General features: G+C 49.9%; 18 protein-coding genes and 1 tRNA gene. 11 read left to right on the forward strand and 8 right to left on the reverse strand.

The genetic code is table 11. The annotated features are described in order from the left end of the window. Nucleotides 1-6 precede the first annotated feature (6 nt). From glyS to QJT81_20655, 3 genes are all read right to left on the reverse strand, one after another. Entirely contained in the window at nucleotides 7-2067 is a 2061-nt protein-coding gene (gene glyS, locus QJT81_20645; GenBank protein ID WGZ94161.1) for a glycine--tRNA ligase subunit beta, read from the reverse strand. Further along, entirely contained in the window at nucleotides 2067-2975 is a 909-nt protein-coding gene (gene glyQ, locus QJT81_20650) for a glycine--tRNA ligase subunit alpha (protein WGZ94162.1), read from the reverse strand. Before glyQ ends, glyS begins: the two co-directional genes overlap by 1 nt. A gap of 112 nt (nucleotides 2976-3087) precedes the next feature. Then, nucleotides 3088-4629 carry an AAA family ATPase gene (locus QJT81_20655; protein ID WGZ94163.1) on the reverse strand — a complete coding sequence of 514 codons (1542 nt, stop codon included), beginning with the start codon at nucleotides 4627-4629 and terminating at the stop codon, nucleotides 3088-3090. 137 nt (nucleotides 4630-4766) lie between these two features. Here QJT81_20655 and QJT81_20660 point away from each other — a divergent pair, with 137 nt between their 5' ends. Beyond that, nucleotides 4767-5336 (forward strand): hypothetical protein, encoded by a 570-nt coding sequence (locus tag QJT81_20660; protein ID WGZ94164.1) that lies wholly within the window; start codon nucleotides 4767-4769, stop codon nucleotides 5334-5336. On the opposite strand, the gene QJT81_20665 is transcribed toward QJT81_20660, so the two are convergent. Beyond that, the gene (locus QJT81_20665) at nucleotides 5318-5572 is read right to left on the reverse strand and encodes a hypothetical protein (protein ID WGZ94165.1); all 255 of its coding nucleotides are present in this window, start codon (nucleotides 5570-5572) and stop codon (nucleotides 5318-5320) included. The genes QJT81_20660 and QJT81_20665 overlap by 19 nt on opposite strands. Nucleotides 5573-5626: 54 nt before the next feature. Then, complete coding sequence (locus QJT81_20670) at nucleotides 5627-7420, reverse strand: AAA family ATPase (GenBank protein WGZ94166.1); 1794 nt, start codon at nucleotides 7418-7420, stop codon at nucleotides 5627-5629. A gap of 123 nt (nucleotides 7421-7543) precedes the next feature. On the opposite strand from QJT81_20670, the gene QJT81_20675 reads away from it, so the two are divergent. Further along, complete coding sequence (locus QJT81_20675) at nucleotides 7544-8914, forward strand: Ig-like domain-containing protein (GenBank protein WGZ94167.1); 1371 nt, start codon at nucleotides 7544-7546, stop codon at nucleotides 8912-8914. Nucleotides 8915-9049: 135 nt separating this feature from the next. On the opposite strand, the gene QJT81_20680 is transcribed toward QJT81_20675, so the two are convergent. Continuing rightward, entirely contained in the window at nucleotides 9050-10843 is a 1794-nt protein-coding gene (locus tag QJT81_20680) for an AAA family ATPase (GenBank protein WGZ94168.1), read from the reverse strand. A 123-nt stretch (nucleotides 10844-10966) separates the two neighbouring features. Between QJT81_20680 and QJT81_20685 the strand changes: the two genes are divergently transcribed. The 3 genes from QJT81_20685 to QJT81_20695 all read left to right on the forward strand — a co-directional run bounded on the left by QJT81_20685 (nucleotide 10967) and on the right by QJT81_20695 (nucleotide 14317). Continuing rightward, the gene (locus QJT81_20685; protein ID WGZ94169.1) at nucleotides 10967-12334 is read left to right on the forward strand and encodes an Ig-like domain-containing protein; all 1368 of its coding nucleotides are present in this window, start codon (nucleotides 10967-10969) and stop codon (nucleotides 12332-12334) included. A 119-nt stretch (nucleotides 12335-12453) separates the two neighbouring features. Continuing rightward, nucleotides 12454-13188 carry a transposase gene (locus tag QJT81_20690; protein ID WGZ94170.1) on the forward strand — a complete coding sequence of 245 codons (735 nt, stop codon included), beginning with the start codon at nucleotides 12454-12456 and terminating at the stop codon, nucleotides 13186-13188. Between the two features lie 85 nt (nucleotides 13189-13273). Continuing rightward, nucleotides 13274-14317 (forward strand): tRNA (5-methylaminomethyl-2-thiouridylate)-methyltransferase, encoded by a 1044-nt coding sequence (locus QJT81_20695; protein ID WGZ94171.1) that lies wholly within the window; start codon nucleotides 13274-13276, stop codon nucleotides 14315-14317. 19 nt (nucleotides 14318-14336) lie between these two features. Here QJT81_20695 and QJT81_20700 read toward each other — a convergent pair whose 3' ends face one another. Both QJT81_20700 and QJT81_20705 read right to left on the reverse strand, forming a co-directional pair. Continuing rightward, nucleotides 14337-16121 (reverse strand): ABC transporter ATP-binding protein, encoded by a 1785-nt coding sequence (locus tag QJT81_20700; protein ID WGZ94172.1) that lies wholly within the window; start codon nucleotides 16119-16121, stop codon nucleotides 14337-14339. Nucleotides 16122-16210: 89 nt separating this feature from the next. Then, nucleotides 16211-17146, reverse strand: coding sequence for a c-type cytochrome (locus QJT81_20705; protein ID WGZ94173.1), 936 nt, complete (start codon nucleotides 17144-17146; stop codon nucleotides 16211-16213). Between the two features lie 217 nt (nucleotides 17147-17363). Here QJT81_20705 and QJT81_20710 point away from each other — a divergent pair. The 6 genes from QJT81_20710 (at nucleotide 17364) to QJT81_20735 (ending at nucleotide 22997) form a co-directional block, all read left to right on the forward strand. Next, nucleotides 17364-17439: transfer RNA gene (locus QJT81_20710), tRNA-Arg, on the forward strand. A gap of 353 nt (nucleotides 17440-17792) precedes the next feature. Beyond that, nucleotides 17793-19301 (forward strand): YifB family Mg chelatase-like AAA ATPase, encoded by a 1509-nt coding sequence (locus QJT81_20715; protein WGZ94174.1) that lies wholly within the window; start codon nucleotides 17793-17795, stop codon nucleotides 19299-19301. A 574-nt stretch (nucleotides 19302-19875) separates the two neighbouring features. Next, a complete protein-coding gene (locus QJT81_20720; protein WGZ94175.1) occupies nucleotides 19876-20121 on the forward strand; it encodes a hypothetical protein in 246 nt (81 codons plus the stop codon). 102 nt (nucleotides 20122-20223) lie between these two features. Then, nucleotides 20224-21159, forward strand: coding sequence for a hypothetical protein (locus QJT81_20725; GenBank protein ID WGZ94176.1), 936 nt, complete (start codon nucleotides 20224-20226; stop codon nucleotides 21157-21159). Nucleotide 21160: 1 nt separating this feature from the next. After that, a complete protein-coding gene (locus tag QJT81_20730; GenBank protein WGZ94177.1) occupies nucleotides 21161-22642 on the forward strand; it encodes a nuclease-related domain-containing protein in 1482 nt (493 codons plus the stop codon). Between the two features lie 13 nt (nucleotides 22643-22655). After that, nucleotides 22656-22997: a hypothetical protein gene (locus QJT81_20735; GenBank protein WGZ94178.1), complete on the forward strand. Its 342-nt coding sequence runs from the start codon at nucleotides 22656-22658 to the stop codon at nucleotides 22995-22997. Nucleotides 22998-23033: the final 36 nt, after the last annotated feature.

Genomic DNA, 23033 nt, shown 5'->3' on the forward strand with positions numbered 1-23033 from the left:
AAGACATTACAATACCGACAAATCAGCCACGCGCAGGAACAGCCCACGCAAGCGATTCAGCAACGCCAAACGATTGTTTTTCAAATCCACATTATCCGCCATGACCATGACATCATCGAAGAACTTGTCCACAGGTTCGCGCAGTTCTGCCAATGACAGTAACGCCGCTTCGTATTGCCCCGCTGCAAACAACGGCAAAACTTTGTTTTCCTGATATTGCACCGCACTGGCTAAGGATTGTTCTGCCTCAAGTTGTAACAAGGCCGGGTTCACATTTTCTGGCAAACTGCCTTCGACTTTTTTCAAGATATTGCCGATACGCTTGTTGGCAGCCGCAAGGCTTTCAGAAGCGGTCAATTGGCGGAAAGCAGCAACCGCTTTCACACGGCGGTCAAAGTCCAGCGGCTGAGTGGGCTTGAGGGAGGCAACCGCTTCCACCAATTCCGCACCAATGCCCTGTTCCTGATAGTAAGCACGCAAACGTTCGAGGATGTAATCCAAGGCTTCCTGCGTATCCGGCTTGCTGCCCAGTTGCGGGGTTAAGCCGTCGGCAGCTTTATCCAGCAAGTCTGCCAAATCCAGCGGCAATTGCAGTTCGATCAAGATGCGCAACACGCCCAACGCGGCACGGCGCAACGCGAACGGGTCTTTTGTTCCCGTCGGCTTTTGCCCGATGCCAAAAATACCGGTGAGGGTATCCAGCCGTTCCGCCAACGCGAGAATGCGCCCAGTAGCCGTGGCAGGCAATTCGTCACCCGCAAAGCGTGGCATGTATTGCTCTTCCATCGCGCTGGCGACTTCAGCCGCTTCACCGTCGTGGTTGGCGTAGTAGCGCCCCATCGTACCTTGCAGTTCGGTGAATTCAAACACCATGCTGGTCACAAGGTCGCACTTGCCCAATTGTGCTGCGCGAATGGCTAAGGTTTCATCGCCGCCCATGCGTTGGGCAATGTCTGCCGCCAGCAAGGCGACACGCTCGGACTTGTCGTAGAGCGTGCCGAGTTTTTGCTGAAACACCATTTTCTTAAGCTGTTCGCGGCGGCTTTCCAGCGAGGTCTTTTTGTCTTGCGTCCAGAAGAATTCGGCATCGCTGAAACGCGGGCGAATCACGCGCTCATTCCCGGTGGAAATCTGGGTAACATCGCGGCTTTCGATATTGGCAACGGTGATGAAGTTCGGCATCAGTTTGCCCGCAGCATCCACCAACGCGAAGTATTTCTGGTTGTCCTGCATGGTGGAAATCAGGGCTTCCTGTGGCACGTCGAGGAAACGTTCCTCAAAACGCCCGGCCACGGGGACAGGCCATTCGACCAAGCCGGTGACTTCATCCAACAATTCGTCGGGCATGATGGCAGTGCCGCCGAGTTCGGCAGCGAGGGCTTCGACTTTAGCCTTGATCATGTCACGCCGCGCTTCAAAGCGGGCGATGACATACGCATCACCTAATTGCACGGCGTAATCGGCTGGCGTGGTAATCGCGAGGGCAGCGGGGGCGTGGAAACGGTGTCCACGGGTTTCGCGTCCGGTTTTGATACTGAGAATTTCAGCATCAATCACGGCATCATCTGCCAGCATCACAATCCAATGAATCGGGCGCACGAATTCTGCCGTGCCGCTGCCCCAACGCATCCGCTTCGGAATCGGCAATGCCGCGAGGGATTTTTCGACAATCGCAGGGAACAGCGCTGTGGTTTGTTGCCCGACTTGTTGCTGGCGAAAGATCAACCAACCGCCTTTGTCGGTATCAATTTGTTGCAAGTCCGCAAACGCCACGCCACACGAACGCGCAAACCCTTCCGCCGCTTTGCTGGGGTTGCCTTCCTTGTCAAACGCGGCAGCCAATGCGGGGCCTTTGCGCTCGATGATTTGGTCGGCTTGCTGCTTGGGTACGCCTTTCAACCATACCGCCAAACGACGCGGCGCTGCGTAAGCGTGTACGTCGGCAGCAACTAAACCCGCTTCGGCAAGACCCGCAACGATACCCGCTGTGAAAGCGTCGGAGAGTTTTTTCAGGGCTTTAGGTGGCAACTCTTCCGTGCCAATTTCCACCAATAAATCGTGTAACATTATTTTTCTCCTGCGGACAGCATCGGGAAGCCCAAAGCTTCACGGACGTTGTAATAGGCTTCGGCAATCGCACGCGACAAGGTACGCACCCGCAAAATAAACCGCTGGCGTTCGGTCACGGAAATCGCTTTTCGCGCATCCAGCAAGTTGAAGGTGTGCGAGGCTTTGAGCATTTGTTCGTAAGCAGGCAAGGGCAAGCCAGCTTCAATCAGGCGTTGGCTTTCGCGTTCGCACACATCAAAGGTGTGGAACAGCTCTTCGACATTCGCGTGTTCAAAGTTGTAAGTGGATTGCTCGACTTCGTTCTGGTGGTAGACATTGCCGTAGGTGACAATCCCTTGCGGGCCTTTTGTCCACACCAGATCGTAGACGCTTTGCACGTTTTGCATGTACATCGCGAGGCGTTCCAGACCGTAGGTGATCTCGCCGCTGACAGGTTTGCAATCCAAGCCGCCGACTTGCTGGAAGTAGGTGAACTGGGTGACTTCCATGCCGTTCAACCACACTTCCCAACCCAAGCCCCATGCGCCCAGTGTTGGCGATTCCCAGTTGTCTTCGACGAAGCGGATGTCATGCACCAGCGGGTCAAAACCGAGCATTTGCAATGAACCGAGGTAGAGTTCCTGAATATTATCCGGCGACGGCTTCAGCAAGACTTGAAACTGGTAATAGTGTTGCAACCGGTTGGGATTTTCGCCGTAACGCCCGTCCGTGGGGCGACGCGACGGTTGCACATACGCTGCACGCCAGGGCTCAGGGCCGATGGAACGCAGGAATGTGGCTGGATGGAACGTCCCCGCACCCATTTCCATGTCATACGGTTGCATAATGACGCAGCCCTGTTGCGCCCAGTAATCTTGCAGAGCCAGAATCAGCCCCTGAAAGGTGGAAAGGTCATAGTTAGCCATAACTTACTTGCTTTACGTTTATGCCTGAAAGGGGGCAAGTATACTGCAAGCTGCTACTGCATTCAGCACTCTAACCGAATGTGCGGTAGGAAATTAGGGGTTTATGGATACCTTACCCTGCCTCCATCACCCAATCATCCACACTCTTCAGCTTACTGCTGAAATTGATGCCAACCAATACTTTCGGGCGCGGATCATCGCGGAATGCACCGGCATAATCGCGGCTTTTAATCTGCTCCATTGCCACTTGCGCAGTTTTATCCAGCTTGAATTCGAGAATATAAATGTGCGTTGCCGTCTTCACCACGCAATCGACCCGCCCATTATTTTCATTCACCTCTGCCTCGGCGTATTGCCCCAAATAAAAGAAGGTCAGGTAAATCAAGCTGTGGTAGTACGCTTCACGGTCTTTAATGAAAATCTGGTAAGGGATTTTCTTGAACATGGTTTTAATGACTTCAATCAGTGCTGGCATGTCGTTATCGTCGAAGGCATCACTGAGTTGCACTACCATCGGCGTGGTATAGGCTGGCTCAACATGCGCCCATTCTGCCATCAAGAAAATCAGCATGGCATTGCGCACTTCGCGGTTGGGGTAGTCCAGCCAATACATGCCGCGCTTGTCTTTGCTTTGCAACGTCAAATAACCCGTCTGGAACATCACCGGAATCAGTTGCAAGGTTTCCAGATCGTAATTACCCAGTGTTAACTCATCCACTTTGAACTTATCCAGCCGATAGACTTTATCGCGGTGCATCAACTTGGGGAGGAAAGTGGGTGTACCAGATTCAAACCAGAAATTACGGAAATCCCCGTTAGCAAACAGGTTCAGCACCGAAAAAGGGTTGTAGAGCGAGGTTTGTAAATCCCACGTATAGCCGTTGTACCAATACCGAATTTTTTCCAGTAATTCGGCACGACTGAGTTGGCAGTATTGTTCCAATTCGGGCATATACGGCGCGAAATAATGCTCTAGCTCTTGCTGAGTGTAGCCTGTCAAGGTGGCAAAACGGCGGTGCAGGGTTAAATCCGCCAGATTATTTAAATCGGAAAAAATCGACACGCGACTGAACTTTGATACGCCCGTAATCAGCAAAAACTCCAGATACGGGTCGCTATCTTTGAGTACCGAATAGAAGGTTTTCATCACCTGTTGGTTGGCTTTTGCCAGCGGAATATCGTCGAGGTAGTCAATCAACGGCTTGTCGTATTCGTCGATGAGTAGCACGACTTTACCGTGTTGTTTGGCGAGTTTTTCCAGCAACTCACTAAACAGGGTTTTCAACGTGAGGCTGTGTAATTCAATTTGATATTGCGTGGCAGATGCGTGCAGGGCTTGTTGCAAGGCAACGTCTAGCCCTGAGCCTTGGTAATCCAACTTGTTGATAGAAAGGTGGATGACCGGATGTACTTTGTTCCAATCCCACTGATCGGCAATCCACAAGCCGTCGAACAGGGCTCGGTTGCCTTGGTAGATGGCTTTTATGGTGGAAAGCAGCAACGATTTTCCGAAGCGGCGCGGGCGCGAGAGGAAGAAGTAGCCTGCATTGCTACAGAGTAGCTTATGGATGGCTTCGGTTTTGTCCACGTACAGGTAGTTGTCTTGCCGAAGTTTCTCAAAGGTTTGAATACCGACGGGTAAGCGTTGCAACATGGCGATGCTCTGTTTTCAATGGCGATGGGGTTAGGATAGCATTTTTTGGGGTAAGCCCCCAACGTGGTAATTGACAAAGCCATAAATAATAGCCATATTAACGCAGGCTATTAATTCATTGAATTGGGGAATTCACCATGATCCGTCCACCTGTTATGACACATTCGGCTACTGTGCTGTTGTGCAGTGTTGTGCTGTTGTCAGGGTGTAATATCGACAAATCGCTGACGGTGGCGGCGAATGACAGCAACGCTAACACCACGACTACCGCGCCTACTTCCAACACCAATACCTCCACGACGACTACCACGCCCGCGCAAGCCATCAGCGTGGCGGGTAAAGCCTATGTGGGTGATCAGGGGATGGTGGTTATCTATGCGGGGGGTAATGCCACGGCTTATTCCAGTACCGATACCAGTAGTGCCGCAGCCAAGCCTACCGCGCTGACGTGGGCGTTGGATGGTACAACGCTGACGTTGGCTTCGGCGGGGGGTACGCAGACGTTTACGGTGGCGGCAGATGGCGCGACGTTGACGGCGGGTAATGTGATTTATCGGCAGGGTAAGGCGCTGGTTCCAACGCAGTGGGCTGGGGTAGATGTGGGTACGGCGACTCTAGGTGCGCAGTATTACGTCACTTGGCGGTTTACGGCGACGCAATTGGTCATCACGGAGAAAGGTGGTATACCTTACAGCGTCAAGACCTGAACATTTTTAAAGGTTTGAAAATTTGTTGTCATCAACTGGGTCAGTTCTTTCTTGTGATCGGTATCCAGCTTGTCGAGACAGTTGGTGATGGCCGCCTTGAAAGCGGGAAACTTATCATAGTATTTCGAGTACAAGCATTTTTTCTTGACGAACTTCCACAACCGTTTAATCAAAGGGGTCAGACTCGATTGATTGATCTCTAACGCTGAGTTATCATTATCGCTTTTACTAATCAATCGAGTCTGACCCCTTTGATTCTATTCAGGGGTGAAAATCTTACTCCCGATTGATTAATCCAGCTCCACCCAGACTAACCGCTCAAAGCCCAATGCGACTACCGCGAAGCAGTGCAGACGCTGTGGTTCGCGGTATTTTTCCACCAATACGCGGCGGTAATCCTGCAATTGCAATAAGGCTGCTTGAATAGCTTCTTGTACCGCAGGCAGTTGTTGCAAGGCTTCACGGCTTTGCGCCCGTACCTCTTCTGCCGTCAGCCCCAGTGCTTTCAATCGCAGGTATTTAAATTCCAGCACGAAGTCGTTCAACGCTGCCAAGCGGCGTTGGTCGGGGCGAATAATCATCAACAAATCCGCATAACGCCGTTGCAGTGCCGCCTCCGAGTCCATGATGTAATACATATCATCGAATAACAGGCTCATAAACGCGGTTTTGATGGTGAGTTCATTGCTCCACTTATAATCACGGTTGTTGAATGCCTTGAAATAGCGGGTTTCAAGGTAATCGGCTAAGGGATGCAAATCTGCCGTTTGATAAAACTGTTTAGCAAGCGCTTCAACGTGGCGACGGTCTGCCAAATCGGGTAAGGCTTTTTCACGCAAGGTGTCCACATACAGCGCAAAAATAACCCGATTCGGCACTTCCAGCTTCATTTCTTCCAATGGCCCTGCCGTGCCGCCGATGGTTAATACCCCGAAGAAATACAGCAAGGATGCCATGTAACGCGGGTCAGTTTGCAGCCGGTGCAATTGCTCCACACCGAATTGCGTTTCCAAATAGGGCAGCAATACCGGATTTTGTTCGTCGAGGATATTGGCGATGACATTGCCACCTTCGGGCAGGCTGGCGATGTAACGCACGCGGCTGGCATCCATGGCGAGATTAGCATCCAGCATTTCCGCTGGTGGCTTGCAGCGTTTTTGATACGCCCGCAAAAAGTAAAAGCACAAAGTGGGGTTATAAACCGTGGGGAAGCGGGCATCGGCACAAAAGCGGTAGCCGTTGTAAAACTGGCGCATGGTGTCCAACACCGTAGCAGCTTGCGTGGCGGGTAGACCGCAGTCGTGCAAGACTTCGCTGACTAAGCCGCTCAATTCCGCCTCAGCAATCCCGCATATCCCGTTGAAATCTTCATCCAGCGAAATATTGGTGGCTACGTTATAGCCGCTGGTCATATCACTCAACACCAAGGGCGACACGCCGGTGATGAAGACGCGGGCAATTTTGCCCTCAGACACGTTGCCTTTGATCACCTTGAACAACGTTTTGACGATACCCTCGCTTTCCAGCAAGTCGTAGTAGCGTCTAGTGTTACCAGCATCATGCACTAACACTTCGTTGGCGAAGTTGTCGTATTCGTCGATCAACAGGTAGATCGTGTGACCGCTGTTTTGCACCACCCCCGCCAATGAATCGAAGGAGGCTATTCCATTGTCCGCGATGATGTTGGGGGTTGTTGTCAAGATAGAGCGGTATTTTTCGACAAACTCGCGCATCGTGGTGTTGAGGTGTTCAAACAAATTTTGCTTGATTTGTTCAATATCGCCTTGCCCTGACACCTTGGAAAAATCCCAGCGCAGAATCAGGTATTGGTTGTGTTCCGGCGTAGGATTATTGCCTACTGCCAACCCGCCGAACAGGGTTTCAAATTCACTTGCCGTATTGATGTCGTAGTAATTGGCAAGCATCGACAGCAACAGCGATTTACCGAAACGGCGCGGACGCAGGAACACCAATTGCCGCCCTGACTCTTCGAGTTTGGTAATACAGTCTGTCCGGTCGAGGTACAGGTAAGGCTTAGTGCGTAATAGGTGAAAATCACTGATGGCGTAGGGAAACTTGATCATGTCCGACTGCTTGCATGGCTGGGCGATGTGCCAATTATAGCATTAGTTTCGTTTACAGCCCGTTTGTCGTGCGCTACTATTCAAAAATATTGTGGCTAATTAAATATTCTTGGGGAATCTGTCATGAACCGTCCACCTGTTGCTCCTTCGTTAATGTTGTGCAGTGTTGTGCTGTTGTCAGGGTGTAACATCGACAAATCGCTGACGGTGGCGGCGAATGACAGCAACGCCAATACGACGACTACCGCGCCTACTTCCAACACCAATACCTCCACGACGACTACCACACCCGCGCAAGCCATCAGCGTGGCGGGTAAAGCCTATGTGGGTGATCAGGGGATGGTGGTTATCTATGCGGGGGGTAATGCCACGGCTTATTCCAGTACCGATACCAGTAGTGCCGCAGCCAAGCCTACCGCGCTGACGTGGGCGTTGGATGGTACAACGCTGACGTTGGCTTCGGCGGGTGGTACGCAGACGTTTACGGTGGCGGCAGATGGCGCGACGTTGACGGCGGGTAATGTGATTTATCGGCAGGGTAAGGCGCTGGTTCCAACGCAGTGGGCTGGGGTGGATGTGGGGACAGCGACTCTAGGTGCGCAGTATTACGTCACTTGGCGGTTTACGGCGACGCAATTGGTCATTACTGAGCAAGGTGGTAGTGGTTTCTCGCGCACCTCTACGTTAGACGTTGAGGCTGTGCCGGGGGTGGATAATGTGTGGTATGTGCATGGGTCGGTGAGCGGGGTTAATGCGCCACTGACAAGCACGCCAGCGGCGGCTTACATCGCATTGGTGGAGGGTGACACGACAGCGGGTAGCCGCTGGCAGTGGGTGGCAGCGACGCAGGATACCGCTCTCAGCGCCCTGAGCCAAATACCACTCCAGTTCAAAAAACAGACCACTAGCACACCCGTGCCACCCGCAGCGAACACCGCCCCGATAGCGGCATTGGACACTGCCACCGTCACGGCTGGAGAATCCGTCACGATCAATGTCCTCGCCAATGACACTGACCCGAACAGTGATCCCCTCTCGATCGCTTCATTCGGTCAGGGGGCACATGGAGCAGTCACTCAGGTCGGAAACAGTCTCAAATACACTCCAGCGGCGGGATTCACTGGGGTGGATAGCTTCAAATATAAAGTAAAGGATGCTCATGGTGCGGAGACTGAAGGGACAGTGAGTGTGACGGTAAAAGAAATACCTGTCACTGTCCTCACTGCTACCACCTCAGCAGATAGTATGGCTATGATATTTATGGATACGACCGGTATCGCTCTCGGCGAAGTCACAGGCGGGAGAGTGACTCTCTCGACGAATGCGATCATTTTCTTCCCAGCGAATCAGACAGATGCAGGTACGGGTACGGTTTCCTATGTCGGTGCAGATGGAAAACACTACAGAATCGATATCGAGATCACGGCGAAAGTAGAGGGTGGTGGAGATACGGGAGGTGGAGGAACAAATCCTGATCCAAACGGCGGAATCTAATTTTTCCCTTAAAATCAAAGGGGTCAGACTCGATTGATTGATCTCTAACGCTGAGTTATCATTATCGCTTTTACTAATCAATCGAGTCTGACCCCTTTGATTCTATTCAGGGGTGAAAATCTTACTCCCGATTGATTAATCCAGCTCCACCCAGACTAACCGCTCAAAGCCCAATGCGACTACCGCGAAGCAGTGCAGACGCTGTGGTTCGCGGTATTTTTCCACCAATACGCGGCGGTAATCCTGCAATTGCAATAAGGCTGCTTGAATAGCTTCTTGTACCGCAGGCAGTTGTTGCAAGGCTTCACGGCTTTGCGCCCGTACCTCTTCTGCCGTCAGCCCCAGTGCTTTCAATCGCAGGTATTTAAATTCCAGCACGAAGTCGTTCAACGCTGCCAAGCGGCGTTGGTCGGGGCGAATAATCATCAACAAATCCGCATAACGCCGTTGCAGTGCCGCCTCCGAGTCCATGATGTAATACATATCATCGAATAACAGGCTCATAAACGCGGTTTTGATGGTGAGTTCATTGCTCCACTTATAATCACGGTTGTTGAATGCCTTGAAATAGCGGGTTTCAAGGTAATCGGCTAAGGGATGCAAATCTGCCGTTTGATAAAACTGTTTAGCAAGCGCTTCAACGTGGCGACGGTCTGCCAAATCGGGTAAGGCTTTTTCACGCAAGGTGTCCACATACAGCGCAAAAATAACCCGATTCGGCACTTCCAGCTTCATTTCTTCCAATGGCCCTGCCGTGCCGCCGATGGTTAATACCCCGAAGAAATACAGCAAGGATGCCATGTAACGCGGGTCAGTTTGCAGCCGGTGCAATTGCTCCACACCGAATTGCGTTTCCAAATAGGGCAGCAATACCGGATTTTGTTCGTCGAGGATATTGGCGATGACATTGCCACCTTCGGGCAGGCTGGCGATGTAACGCACGCGGCTGGCATCCATGGCGAGATTAGCATCCAGCATTTCCGCTGGTGGCTTGCAGCGTTTTTGATACGCCCGCAAAAAGTAAAAGCACAAAGTGGGGTTATAAACCGTGGGGAAGCGGGCATCGGCACAAAAGCGGTAGCCGTTGTAAAACTGGCGCATGGTGTCCAACACCGTAGCAGCTTGCGTGGCGGGTAGACCGCAGTCGTGCAAGACTTCGCTGACTAAGCCGCTCAATTCCGCCTCAGCAATCCCGCATATCCCGTTGAAATCTTCATCCAGCGAAATATTGGTGGCTACGTTATAGCCGCTGGTCATATCACTCAACACCAAGGGCGACACGCCGGTGATGAAGACGCGGGCAATTTTGCCCTCAGACACGTTGCCTTTGATCACCTTGAACAGCGTTTTGACGATACCCTCGCTTTCCAGCAAGTCGTAGTAGCGTTTGGTATTACCCGCGTCATGCACCAAGACTTCGTTGGCGAAGTTGTCGTATTCGTCGATCAGCAAGTAGGCAGTATGACCGCTATTTTTGACAACACTGCTTAGAGATTCAAAGGTCGCCAGTGCATCGTCATCGTAGATACGCACGGGAAACCGTAGCAAGGCTTGGTAATTTTGCACAAAATCTGTCATACGTTCATTGAGGTGTTTGAACAAATTCTGCTTAATCTGCTCCACATCGCCTTGCCCTGATACCTTGGAAAAATCCCAGCGCAGGATCAGGTATTGGTTATGTTCGGGCGTGGGATCGTTGCCGACCGCCAACCCGCCGAACAGGGTTTCAAACTCCCCTGCCGTGTTGATGTCGTAGTAATTGGCGAGTGTGGATAGCAGCAACGATTTTCCGAAACGGCGCGGACGCAGAAACACCAGTTGATCCCCCGCTTGCTCTAACGCGGGAATTGCGCCTGTTCGATCAAGGTAGAGCATCTGGCGCGTGCGTATTTTGTGAAAATCACTGATGGCGTAGGGAAACTTGATCATGTCCGACTGCTTGCATGGCTGGGCGATGTGCCAATTATAGCATTAGTTTCGTTTACAGCCCGTTTGTCGTGCGCTACTATTCAAAAATATTGTGGCTAATTAAATATTCTTGGGGAATCTGTCATGAACCGTCCACCTGTTGCTCCTTCGTTAATGTTGTGCAGTGTTGTGCTGTTGTCAGGGTGTAACATCGACAAATCGCTGACGGTGGCGGCGAATGACAGCAACGCCAATACGACGACTACCGCGCCTACTTCCAACACCAATACCTCCACGACGACTACCACGCCCGCGCAAGCCATCAGCGTGGCGGGTAAAGCCTATGTGGGTGATCAGGGGATGGTGGTTATCTATGCGGGGGGTAATGCCACGGCTTATTCCAGTACCGATACCAGTAGTGCCGCAGCCAAGCCTACCGCGCTGACGTGGGCGTTGGATGGTACAACGCTGACGTTGGCTTCGGCGGGGGGTACGCAGACGTTTACGGTGGCGGCAGATGGCGCGACGTTGACGGCGGGTAATGTGATTTATCGGCAGGGTAAGGCGCTGGTTCCAACGCAGTGGGCTGGGGTAGATGTGGGTACGGCGACTCTAGGTGCGCAGTATTACGTCACTTGGCGGTTTACGGCGACGCAATTGGTCATCACGGAGAAAGGTGGTAGTGGTTTCTCGCGCACCTCTACGTTAGACGTTGAGGCTGTGCCGGGGGTGGATAATGTGTGGTATGTGCATGGGTCGGTGAGCGGGGTTAATGCGCCACTGACAAGCACGCCAGCGGCGGCTTACATCGCATTGGTGGAGGGTGACACGACAGCGGGTAGCCGCTGGCAGTGGGTGGCAGCGACGCAGGATACCGCTCTCAGCGCCCTGAGCCAAATACCACTCCAGTTCAAAAAACAGACCACTAGCACACCCGTGCCACCCGCAGCGAACACCGCCCCGATAGCGGCATTGGACACTGCCACCGTCACGGCTGGAGAATCCGTCACGATCAATGTCCTCGCCAATGACACTGACCCGAACAGTGATCCCCTCTCGATCGCTTCATTCGGTCAGGGGGCACATGGAGCAGTCACTCAGGTCGGAAACAGTCTCAAATACACTCCAGCGGCGGGATTCACTGGGGTGGATAGCTTCAAATATAAAGTAAAGGATGCTCATGGTGCGGAGACTGAAGGGACAGTGAGTGTGACGGTAAAAGAAATACCTGTCACTGTCCTCACTGCTACCACCTCAGCAGATAGTATGGCTATGATATTTATGGATACGACCGGTATCGCTCTCGGCGAAGTCACAGGCGGGAGAGTGACTCTCTCGACGAATGCGATCATTTTCTTCCCAGCGAATCAGACAGATGCAGGTACGGGTACGGTTTCCTATGTCGGTGCAGATGGAAAACACTACAGAATCGATATCGAGATCACGGCGAAGGTAGAGGGTGGCGGAGGTACTGGCGGAAATAATAATGGAGATGGAGGTGGCGGAGCCTAATTTTCCATTCAAACAATAATCAAAGGGGTCAGACTCGATTGATTGATCTCTAACGCTGAGTTATCATTATCGCTTTTACTATAATCAATCGAGTCTGACCCCTTTGATTTGGAGACACCATGCCTCGCCAACCGCGTTTCGTGCTGATCGGTCAGCCGCAACATGTGATCATCCGTGGCAATAACCGCGAACCCGTGTTTTATGCCGATGATGACTACCGTTTTTATCTGGAAAAGCTCAAGTTGGCTTGCGACAAGCACGCCTGCGACGTACACGCCTATGTGCTGATGACCAACCACATCCACCTCTTGATTACACCCCACAAAGAAGACGGCCTCGCGAAAGCCATGCAGATGATCGGGCGCTATTATGTGCAGTATTTCAACAAAACCTACCAGCGCACCGGCACGTTATGGGAAGGTCGCTACAAAGCCACCCTGATCGACAGTGAAGCCTATGCCCTGACCTGTTACCGCTACATCGAAATGAACCCAGTACGTGCGCAAGGCATGGCGGATCATCCCGCCGCATACCCGTGGTCAAGCTACCGTGCCAACGCTTTGGGCGAAGCTAACCCTTTGCTCGTCCCGCACTTGACGTATGAACACTTGGGTAACACACCACCACAACGGCAACACGCCTACCGCGAATTGTTCACCACCCTGCTGGACACCAAAGCATTGAACGAAATCCGCGAAGCCACCAACAAATCGTGGGTACTAGGCAGCGACTATTTCAAAGAAAAAATAGCCGCCGAGCTGGATCGCCCCGTTGCGCCAGCGGCAAAAGGCGGAGACCGTAAATCCAAACAATACCAGAATCAAAGGGGTCAGACTCGATTGATTGATCTCTAACGCTGAGTTATCATTATCGCTTTTACTATAATCAATCGAGTCTGACCCCTTTGATTCGCCCTCCCCCAACCACACAGTGACCACCATGACCCGACAATACCGCGCTGTTTCCCTCATCTCCGGCGGACTGGATTCCATGCTTGCCACCAAAGCGGTGCTAGAACAAGGCATCCACGTCGAAGGCATCAACTTTTACACCGGCTTTTGTGTGGAAGGTCATACCCACGCCATCCGCAAGCAACACAGCGACAAAACCAAGCGCAATAATTCGCTATGGGTTGCCGAACAGCTCGGCATCAAGCTACACATCGTCGATATTGTCGAAGAATACAAAGACGTGGTGCTCAACCCCAAATACGGCTACGGCGCGAACATGAACCCCTGCCTCGACTGCAAGATTTTCATGGTAAAAAAAGCCCACGAATGGATTCAGCAAAAAGGCTTCGATTTCATCATCACTGGCGAAGTCGTCGGGCAACGCCCGATGTCGCAACGCGCCAAAACTATGCCGATCATTGCCGCCGAATCGGGTGCGGAAGATTTGCTGTTACGCCCCCTCTCCGCCCACAACCTGCCGCCCAGCAAAGCCGAACGCGAAGGCTGGATCAACCGCGAACAGCTCTACGGTTTCAGTGGGCGCAGCCGCAAGCCACAAATGGCACTCGCCGCGCAATGGGGTATCGAAGAATACGCCCAACCCGCAGGCGGCTGCTGCTTCCTCACTGATGCGAATTACACCGACAAGCTCAAGGATTTGTGGGCGCATCGCCCCAGTCGCGACTACGAACTCGACGACATTATGTTGCTAAAAATTGGGCGGCACATCCGCCCGCGCCCGCATTTCAAAATGATCGTGTCCCGCGAAGAAGGTGAAACGAATTTCCTCGAAGGTTACAAAAACCAATTTACCTGGATCAAAACCGCCAGCCATTCGGGGCCATTGACGCTGCTGGACGGTGACAATATCACAGGCGAAGACTTGCTGCTTGCGGCACAAATTTCAGCACGTTACAGCCAAGGCAAGCACGCGCCTGAAGTGGTCTGCAAACTCGCCCGACCGGGGGAAACGCCTATTGAGCTGAGCGTTACGCCTTTAGCAGGCACTATTCCTGCTGAGTGGCTGTTGTAAGTACCCGCTGTTAGAATGCTTAACCGTATAATTTCCGGTACAAACCGTCTTGTTCCAATAATTCCTGATGGCTGCCCTGTTCGCTGATACCGCCATCATCAAAGACGAAAATATGGTCAGCCTGACGGACTGCACTCAAACGATGCGCCACAATCAGGGTAGTGCGCCCTTGCAGGAACTCGCTCATCGCTGTGTGTAGCTTTTGCTCCGTCGCGGTATCCAGTGCCGAGGTTGCCTCATCCAAAATCACCACGCTGGGATTCGATAAAATCATGCGGGCAATCGCCAAACGCTGGCGCTGCCCCCCCGAAAGCCGCATACCCTGCCGCCCCACCACCGTATCCAACCCTTGAGCTTGCTCACGAATCGTGTCATCCAGTTGTGCAATGCGTAAAGCCTCCCAGAGTTGCTCATCTGCTAGCGTGCGCCCCAAGGTCAGATTGGCACGTACTGTGTCGTTGAACAATGCCGGTTGCTGTAAAACCGTGGCAACGTGTTCACGCACCACGTCCAAACCGATTTCGGTGACAGGAATACCATCAAAATACAACTGCCCTTGCTGCGGTTGGTAAAGCCCTAACAGCACTTGCACAAAGGTGGATTTGCCGCCACCGCTTGCCCCTACCAAGGCAATTTTCTGCCCTGCTTGGATGGTGAGATTCACATTGCGCAATACCGGCGGCTTGTTTCCGTAGGCAAACGTAATATTGTCAGCCCGCACACTGACCGTGGTTTTGCCTGCGAACGGGTTGTGGATATGGGGATAACGGGGTTCAGGTTGCAGTGCCAGCAAGGTGTTAATGCGTTGTAAAGCGGCTTTCGCGCCGTACCAGCCGTATTGAATCGCCAGCACCTCTTGTACCGGCCCCATCATGAACCACAAATAGCTGAATACCGCAAACATTTCGCCAATACTGAGATCGGAAAACACTACCATTAACATGCTGACCGCACGGAATAGGTCAAATCCCGCGATGAATACCGTGAAGGATAAACGGCTGGCAGCATCGCTGCGCCAGGCAAATTGCCCTGCGTGTTGCCTGACTTCTTGCGCGTGCTGGGTGACACGCCCGAAAAAACTACTGGCGCGGTTGCTGGCACGAATTTGCTGGATGGTATCGAGGGTTTCGGTCAAGGCTTGCTGGAATAGTTCAAAGGCGCTGTTTTCCTGTTTTTTCAGCTCTTTTACGTAAGAGCCGAGTTTGGTGGTGAGCAAAATCACCAGCGGATTCAGCAATAAAATGAACAGGGCTAATTGCCAATGCAGCCACAACAACACCGCCGTGACCCCAATCAAGGTTAACACTGCCACAATGAATTTGCTGATACTGATACCCAGAAAATTGTCGACGGTTTCCACATCTACCACCAACCGAGAACTGACTGTGCCACTGCCAAGGGTTTCGTATTCAGTCATCGCCACTGTTTCGATGTGTCCGAGCAGACGACGGCGGATGCTGTAGGTAAGTTCCTTACTGATCAGGGTAAACTCACGGTTTTGCCAAACGCCTGCTGTCAGCCCGGTCAGGCGCATGATGACGGTTAACACGCTGATGAAGGTGATGTAGAGCACGGGTCCGTGCCAAGCGGTAGGGAATAAGCCATTCATCCATGCGACCAACCAACCGGGTTTATCGAGCAGCACTTCATCAACTAATAGCGGGATCAATAAAGGGATAGGTACACTAATCAGCACTGCAAAAATAGCAACAAGGTTGGCAATGATTAATTCCTTACGATGCAGCAACATCTGCTGGAACAATTCTTGCCATGTGTAAATGTATTGAGTGCTAGGTGTTTTCATGTGGGCATACTACCCGCAATCGTGTTCTCTGCAAAAAAGAAAGGCGCTGTGTAGCGCCTTTCTTTTTTGCTTAGGGTGTCAACAGCACATTATTTGGCGTGAGAAACCATGTAATCAACGGCTGCTTTGACTTCAGCATCAGACAGCGCTGGATTGCCACCTTTGGCTGGCATTGCGCCTTTACCATTCAATGAGGAGCCATACAATGTTTCCATTCCTGTCGCAATACGTGGATCCCACGCTGCTTTATCGCCAAATTTAGGTGAACCCGCAACACCTACGTCGTGGCAAGAGAAACAGATACCTTTATAGATTTTTTCACCATCAATGGCCGCAGCTTGTGCAGCAGGGGCGGCTTCAGTGGCTGCCGGAGCAGCAGCTTGTGCTGCGGTAGGGGCTTGCTCAGTTGCAGGGACGACTTCAGGAGTCGGAGCAGCAGCTTGGGCAGCAGGGGCAGCGTCAGTGGTTGCCGGAGCAGCTTGTGCAACAGGGGCAGCGTCAGTGGTTGCCGGAGCAGCTTGTGCAGCAGCGGGTGCTTTCACTTGAGAAGAGAGGTCATGACCTGCTTTACCCGTCATGTAAACGATGGCATTGCTCAGCTCTTCGTCGGTAATGCTTGGATCACCGCCGCGTGCTGGCATTGAGTTAAGGCCATTGATGGCGTTTTTCATCAAACCGTCTAAGCCATTCGCAACACGTGGAACCCATGCCGCTTTGTCATCAATTTTGGGAGCGCCCAGTACACCAGCCGCGTGACAGGAAGTACAAACGGCGGTGTAGACCGCTTCACCGGAACGCGCTTCCTTCACAATGGATTTATCCACTGCGTTAACCTTACCAATGGGAGCGAGATTGGCATCAGCCGCAGCGACTTGTGCTGTCGTGTCAATTTCGCCCTTAATGGAATTCTTTTCAATGGTACTGAATAAGTTGGAAACCAATACGGCGACTGTCGTGCCGATCAAAACGAGACCACCAATCAGCATTGGCTTAGCCATCGGGTCTTTAGGTGTATAATGAGCCACTTGTGTCCTCCTGTAGACTGGGCGCTATGCGCCAAACAATCTGTGAATTTTGAGCATCAGAAAATTATAAACCGACGGATTATATTCAAATTCCCTAATATTCGCTATGTGTCGGCAACGAAAACTTGACCTGAATCATACTAAAAAATGCAATTTTCCGCATTAACACGATGATAGACGTGGCGACGCTCCTTGGGTATGATGCACCTTCTGCAAAGCACCCGTAGCTCAGGGGATAGAGTATCGGCCTCCGAAGCCGAGGGTCGCTGGTTCGATTCCAGCCGGGTGCGCCAGTATTTTCATACACTTACGCAAGATTCAGAAAAGCAAAAAAATGGTGAGTCACCATAGAGTCACCGCCAGAAAAGCCGCAACAGGTGCGGCCTTTGGTCTAAGTGGTTAAATTTTCTTGTGTCTATGCCGCTTTCAGCACGTTGTAAACGCTTGCCACTGAGATACCCAATGCTTCAGCAATCTTCGGCTTACTTCCCCCGTTTGTCGATTGATGTGTGTAAATGTTCCCATGGGATATGACAAACTTGTGTGCCAGCTCCACGCTTTACCTTTTGTCGACTTTGTTTGAGCAAATCGCGTAAAAAACGCAATATCAGTGCCATTTCCGCACCAATAGTCAGCAATAATCATTATGAGCTTAGCCATCGTTTACAGCCGCACCAATAATGGGCTGGATGCCCCCTTAGTGAGCGTCGAAGTACACCTCGCCAATGGCCTGCCCGGTGTTTCCATCGTCGGTTTGCCCGAAACCGCCGTGAAAGAAAGCCGGGATCGCGTCAAAGCCGCCATGACCAATTCCGATTTCAACTTTCCGCTGCGGCGCGTCACCATTAATCTCGCTCCGGCGGATATTCCCAAAGATGGTGGGCGCTTCGATTTACCGATTGCGATTGGGATGTTGGCGGCGAGTGAGCAATTGCCGCATGACGTATTGCAAGGTTACGAATTCATCGGTGAGTTATCGTTAGGTGGGCAATTGCGCCCCGTGCGCGGGGTATTGCCCACCGCGTTTGCTGCCCTGCAAGCCGGACGTGCTTTAATCGTGCCGCAAGACAATGCCGCCGAAGCCAGCTTGATCAAAGGCTTGAAAGTTTTTGCCGCGAACACCCTCAGTGAAGTGGTGAAACACCTGCACGGCAGTGAACCGCTGGTACGCTGGGAACACAATATTGAAACCACAGAGACCACCTACCCTTTCGATCTCAGCGATGTGAAGGGGCAATTCATGGCACGTCGAGCGCTGGAAATTGCGGCGGCGGGTGGTCACAATCTGCTGATGGTCGGACCACCGGGAACGGGCAAAACCATGCTCGCCAATCGCCTTGCCACGATTTTGCCGCCACTCTCCGAAGACGAAGCGCTGGAATCCGCCGCGATTGCCTCGATCAGCCATCACGGTTTTGAAGCTAGCCGCTGGGGGCAACGCCAAGTGCGCGAACCGCACCACACCTCCTCCGGCGTGGCCTTGGTCGGCGGTGGTTCGCAAGTCAAACCGGGGGAAATTTCCCTCGCGCACCACGGCATTTTGTTTCTCGACGAACTCACCGAATTCGACCGCCACGTACTCGACGTACTGCGCGAACCGTTGGAAACCGGCAAGATCACGCTCTCCCGCGCTGCCCGCCAAGCCACTTACCCCGCCAAATTCCAGCTCGTCGCCGCCATGAACCCGTGTCCGCAAGGGCGTGCTTGTGACTTGCGTGAAAACTGCGAATGCAGCCCGGAACGTCAGCGCAAACACCGCAGCCGCATTTCTGCACCGTTTCTGGATCGCATCGACCTGCAAATCGAAGTGCCACGGGTGAAACAAGACGACCTGCAATCCTTAAAACAGAGCGAAACCAGCGCGATGGTGCGCCAACGGGTCGAAGCGGCGCGTTCCCGCCAACATGCCCGCCAAGGCAAGATCAACAATGCCCTGAGTGGGCGCGATGTGGATCAGCATTGCGTCTTAAGCGACAAAGACCAAAAATTGCTGAATGCGGCAATGGAACGCTTCAAGCTTTCCGCACGGGCGTATCACCGCATTCTCAAAGTGGCGCGTACCATTGCCGACCTTGCCGACAGTACCGAGATTCGCACCGCGCACTTGACCGAAGCCCTCAGTTATCGGGCGTTGGATCGCCTCGCTGCGCTGTAAAAACAGCAAGCCATTTATCTGATGCTGGTTGATAGAATTAACAATAAAAATTAAACTACGACCTACTTAATAACATAATCATAATGAGGCTTAAAATGGACGAAAATAATCAAAATATTGACTTTAATGAATTCAATATCGACAGCTATCTCCATGAAGTAATGGAAAATAATCAATCTGCATTGGATGATAGTCCAGTCCAGTCCAGTCCAGTCCAGAGGACAATATTGATTTAACTAACTTTGATGAAGAGTATTTTCCAGATGAGCCAAATGAACCAGAAGATTTAGGTGTCATTATTGATGATAGCGCTCTCAAGGAAAAAGAAGACTGGTTTCAATCAGAGATCAGAAACGTCGAAAACCTTAAAGCTGAATGCCACGCCCTTTACAAAGCTTGTCATCAAAAAAAGCAAGAAATAAAAGCAATAAAAAATAATATTGCTTTTAGTCATGACTGTAAAAATGATATAGAAACCATTTACACCAATATTGAAACCGATACTTGTGAGAATATTAAGGCTCATGCTGCTGACATCGGAAAAAATATTCGCACCAACAAAAACATTGCTGAAATGTACCTGCGAAACCTCAAACGCGATGCTGATTTATTAGCTTTACAATTTGATTATACCAATATCATTGAAAAATTCTCCATCACCTGTTCCGAATGGAATAAACGCCAAAAAGTTGCAGAAGACGTTAGAGTTAGAATTTCAGGCTTTGAGGAGATTAGAGAAAGAATGCGTCAACGTGCACTTAGTGAACAAGAAGATCGCAGAAGAATCACGGAAATTGAAGAAATTATCAATCAGCGATAATTTTCTGTCTTGTTGAAAATACAATCTGCCATCGTTAAGCCGATCATATTGTTAACTTCAACCTAAGGTCATATTCCCCAGTATGGCTTTAGGTTTATAAAAATGAGTGTCACCCTAATGATCTATTATAAGCATAATGGTTTTATCCATTCTATTCATAAACTTTACCAAAAAGATGGCGATTACCGTCGTGCTGCAATGGTTGCCTTAGCCATTATGGCAAAATCACAAGAAAGTGATGTTTTTAATGATGCACTTATTATTGATAAGTTAAACACCGTCACTATTCAAGGCATCTCAGGAAAATTATACAATGTGTATGATTTGCCAAAGTCATGTCGTCTTGTGGTCGCCGTCCAAGACCAAGAGAAAATACTCTTATTTGTCGGCAATCATGACACATTCCAAACTTGGAAAGCCGACACGCTGAAGGCTAAATTTGCTTTTAGCGAACTTAAAAAGAACTCGAAACAGTTATCTAAAATAGCGCAAGAAGAAACACTAAGCGAAGAAGAAACAGCAGAGTTCAATTTCGATGACTTTGTTAAACAAAACCCGGACAGTGTTGAAGCAAAAATAAAACAAGCCATTGATACACTGATTAGCCAATCATCTGAAAATAAAGTATCCAGAAAAAACCTAAGAAACGCAATAAAACAATACCGTCAAGACATCAAGGAATATTACAGCCTGTTAGAGCATAAAAACCCAACCAGCTATGATGATGATCTGCCTAATGAAATGACTGTTAACGTTGAAGTAGACAAGGTTATCACAACGGTTGATACCAAACATCATGCTGTTGTGACTCATAAAGTTGAAGATGCATTTTCACTGATAAAAGCTCGTCAGTTAGAAAATGGGCTTATCGCTACTAAAACATTGAAAGACGAAGTTGATTTCATTGAAATAAAAGTTAAATATGCAATAGCACTTGAGAGCCTTGTAGAGAATATGAAAACTGGCATTGCTCTTGAAGAAAAAACCAAACGCATCAATGATGTTATCAATGAAAATCCAGTCAACGAGGAGATTTAACATGCCAATTCTTATACCAGAATCCCCTTGCTTTAATGGAAATAAAGGGGAAGAAACAATTTTTAACCTACTCAAAAAATTACCTGATGATTGCATTGTGTGCCATGAACTTGATGTTCAAGATAGGCGACCAGATTTCATTATTTTCTCACCAAGGCTCGGCATCTTAATTATCGAAGTAAAAGCTTGGAACATCACCACTATTATTGATGGCGACCAAAACATCATCAACATAAAAAGCAAGTATGAACACTTAGGTCAAGTAAAATCAGTTACACACCCAATAAAGCAAGTCAATAGCTACATTTATCGATTACAAGACAAATTACTAAATGATTTAAATATTAAGGAACTGGTTAGTTCTGATAATAGTCCATATCGAGGAAGATTGGTTTTTCCTATTGCAGGAGTCATTGCATTGACAAAGATTACCAAGCAACAATTACATGAGCATGGCATTCAAAACAGTGATGGATATATTACCGAAAAACGTACTTTTTTTAAAGATGAACTAGATCTAATTAATGACATTGATGATATAGCACTTGAGAAAGAACTAAAAAAGTTTTTTCTCATAAAATGGCAGTTTTCACTTACTGATAGGCAAAAATATCTCGTAAAAGCAATATTAAGTCATGAACCTGTCGCAGTAGTTGAACCTGTCGCAGTAGTTGAACCTGTCGCAGTAGTTGAACCTGTCGCAGTAGTTGAACCTGTCGCAGTAGTTGAACCTGTCGCAGTAGTTGAACCTGTCGCAGTAGTTGAACCTGTCGCAGTAGTTGAACCTGTCGCAGTAGTTGAACCTGTCGCAGTAGTTGAACCTGTCGCAGTAGTTGAACCTGTCGCAGTAGTTGAACCTGTCGCAGTAGTTGAACCTGTCGCAGTAGTTGAACCTGTCGCAGTAGTTGAACCTGTCGCAGTAGTTGAACCTGTCGCAGTAGTTGAACCTGTCGCAGTAGTTGAACCTGTCGCAGTAGTTGAACCTGTCGCAGTAGTTGAACCTGTCGCAGTAGTTGAACCTGTCGCAGTAGTTGAACCTGTCGCAGTAGTTGAACCTGTCGCAGTAGTTGAACCTGTCGCAGTAGTTGAACCTGATGAAGCTAAAATTAAAAATGTAGTCGACTCCATTTTGCAGAATTATTTTTCGCTTGAGAATGAAAAATATAAAAAATCACAAGATGTGAATTCTTTACAAAAAGAAATCAGTTTAATCAATGAACAAATCTCGCCAGAAATTGATAATAACGACTTCATTAATCAACATCGTGAAGTGATAAGCCGCATAGTATCAAATTTAGGTCAAGGCATTAATAAGAGCACTGCACATGATGCTGATGAACTGTACAGTCGCTCTAAAGTCATAAAGTTAAAGGCAGAAGAGGAAATGATCAAAAGCTCGCTGCACAATATTGAAAAAAACCAACAAGAATTAAAATCAAAACTAGTAAGAGTAGCCTCCATTCTTGAGGTAGAAATAGCATAAAGGAAGCAATAAAATGAGCGCTTTTTTTCAATGGTTTTATAGATTGATTTTTTCTCGAAAAGAATCAATCCAGCATGGTTCAGATGTCATTGTCCAGATTCCGCTTCAAGCAGCAGAAACGGAAATTGAACAATTACCATCAGATAATGTTCCTGAAAAACCACCTGTTATCTCTATCGACAATACGTCTCAAGAGATTGAGTTAATCTGCCATCAGATAGAGCAAGCCATTGAAAATATCCGTGCTAATAATATCCGCACCAATAACGACCACGCTGCACGGCAAACCTTGCAGCGCCTTATCACAAAACTCGATCACTTGATGGCCTGCCCTCAACATTTGGACAGCAAATAGTAGCGCACTGCAACAATAGTTTGTGCCATTATCCGC

It is taken from the genome of Candidatus Thiothrix putei, assembly GCA_029972225.1.
GTDB lineage: Bacteria > Pseudomonadota > Gammaproteobacteria > Thiotrichales > Thiotrichaceae > Thiothrix > Thiothrix putei.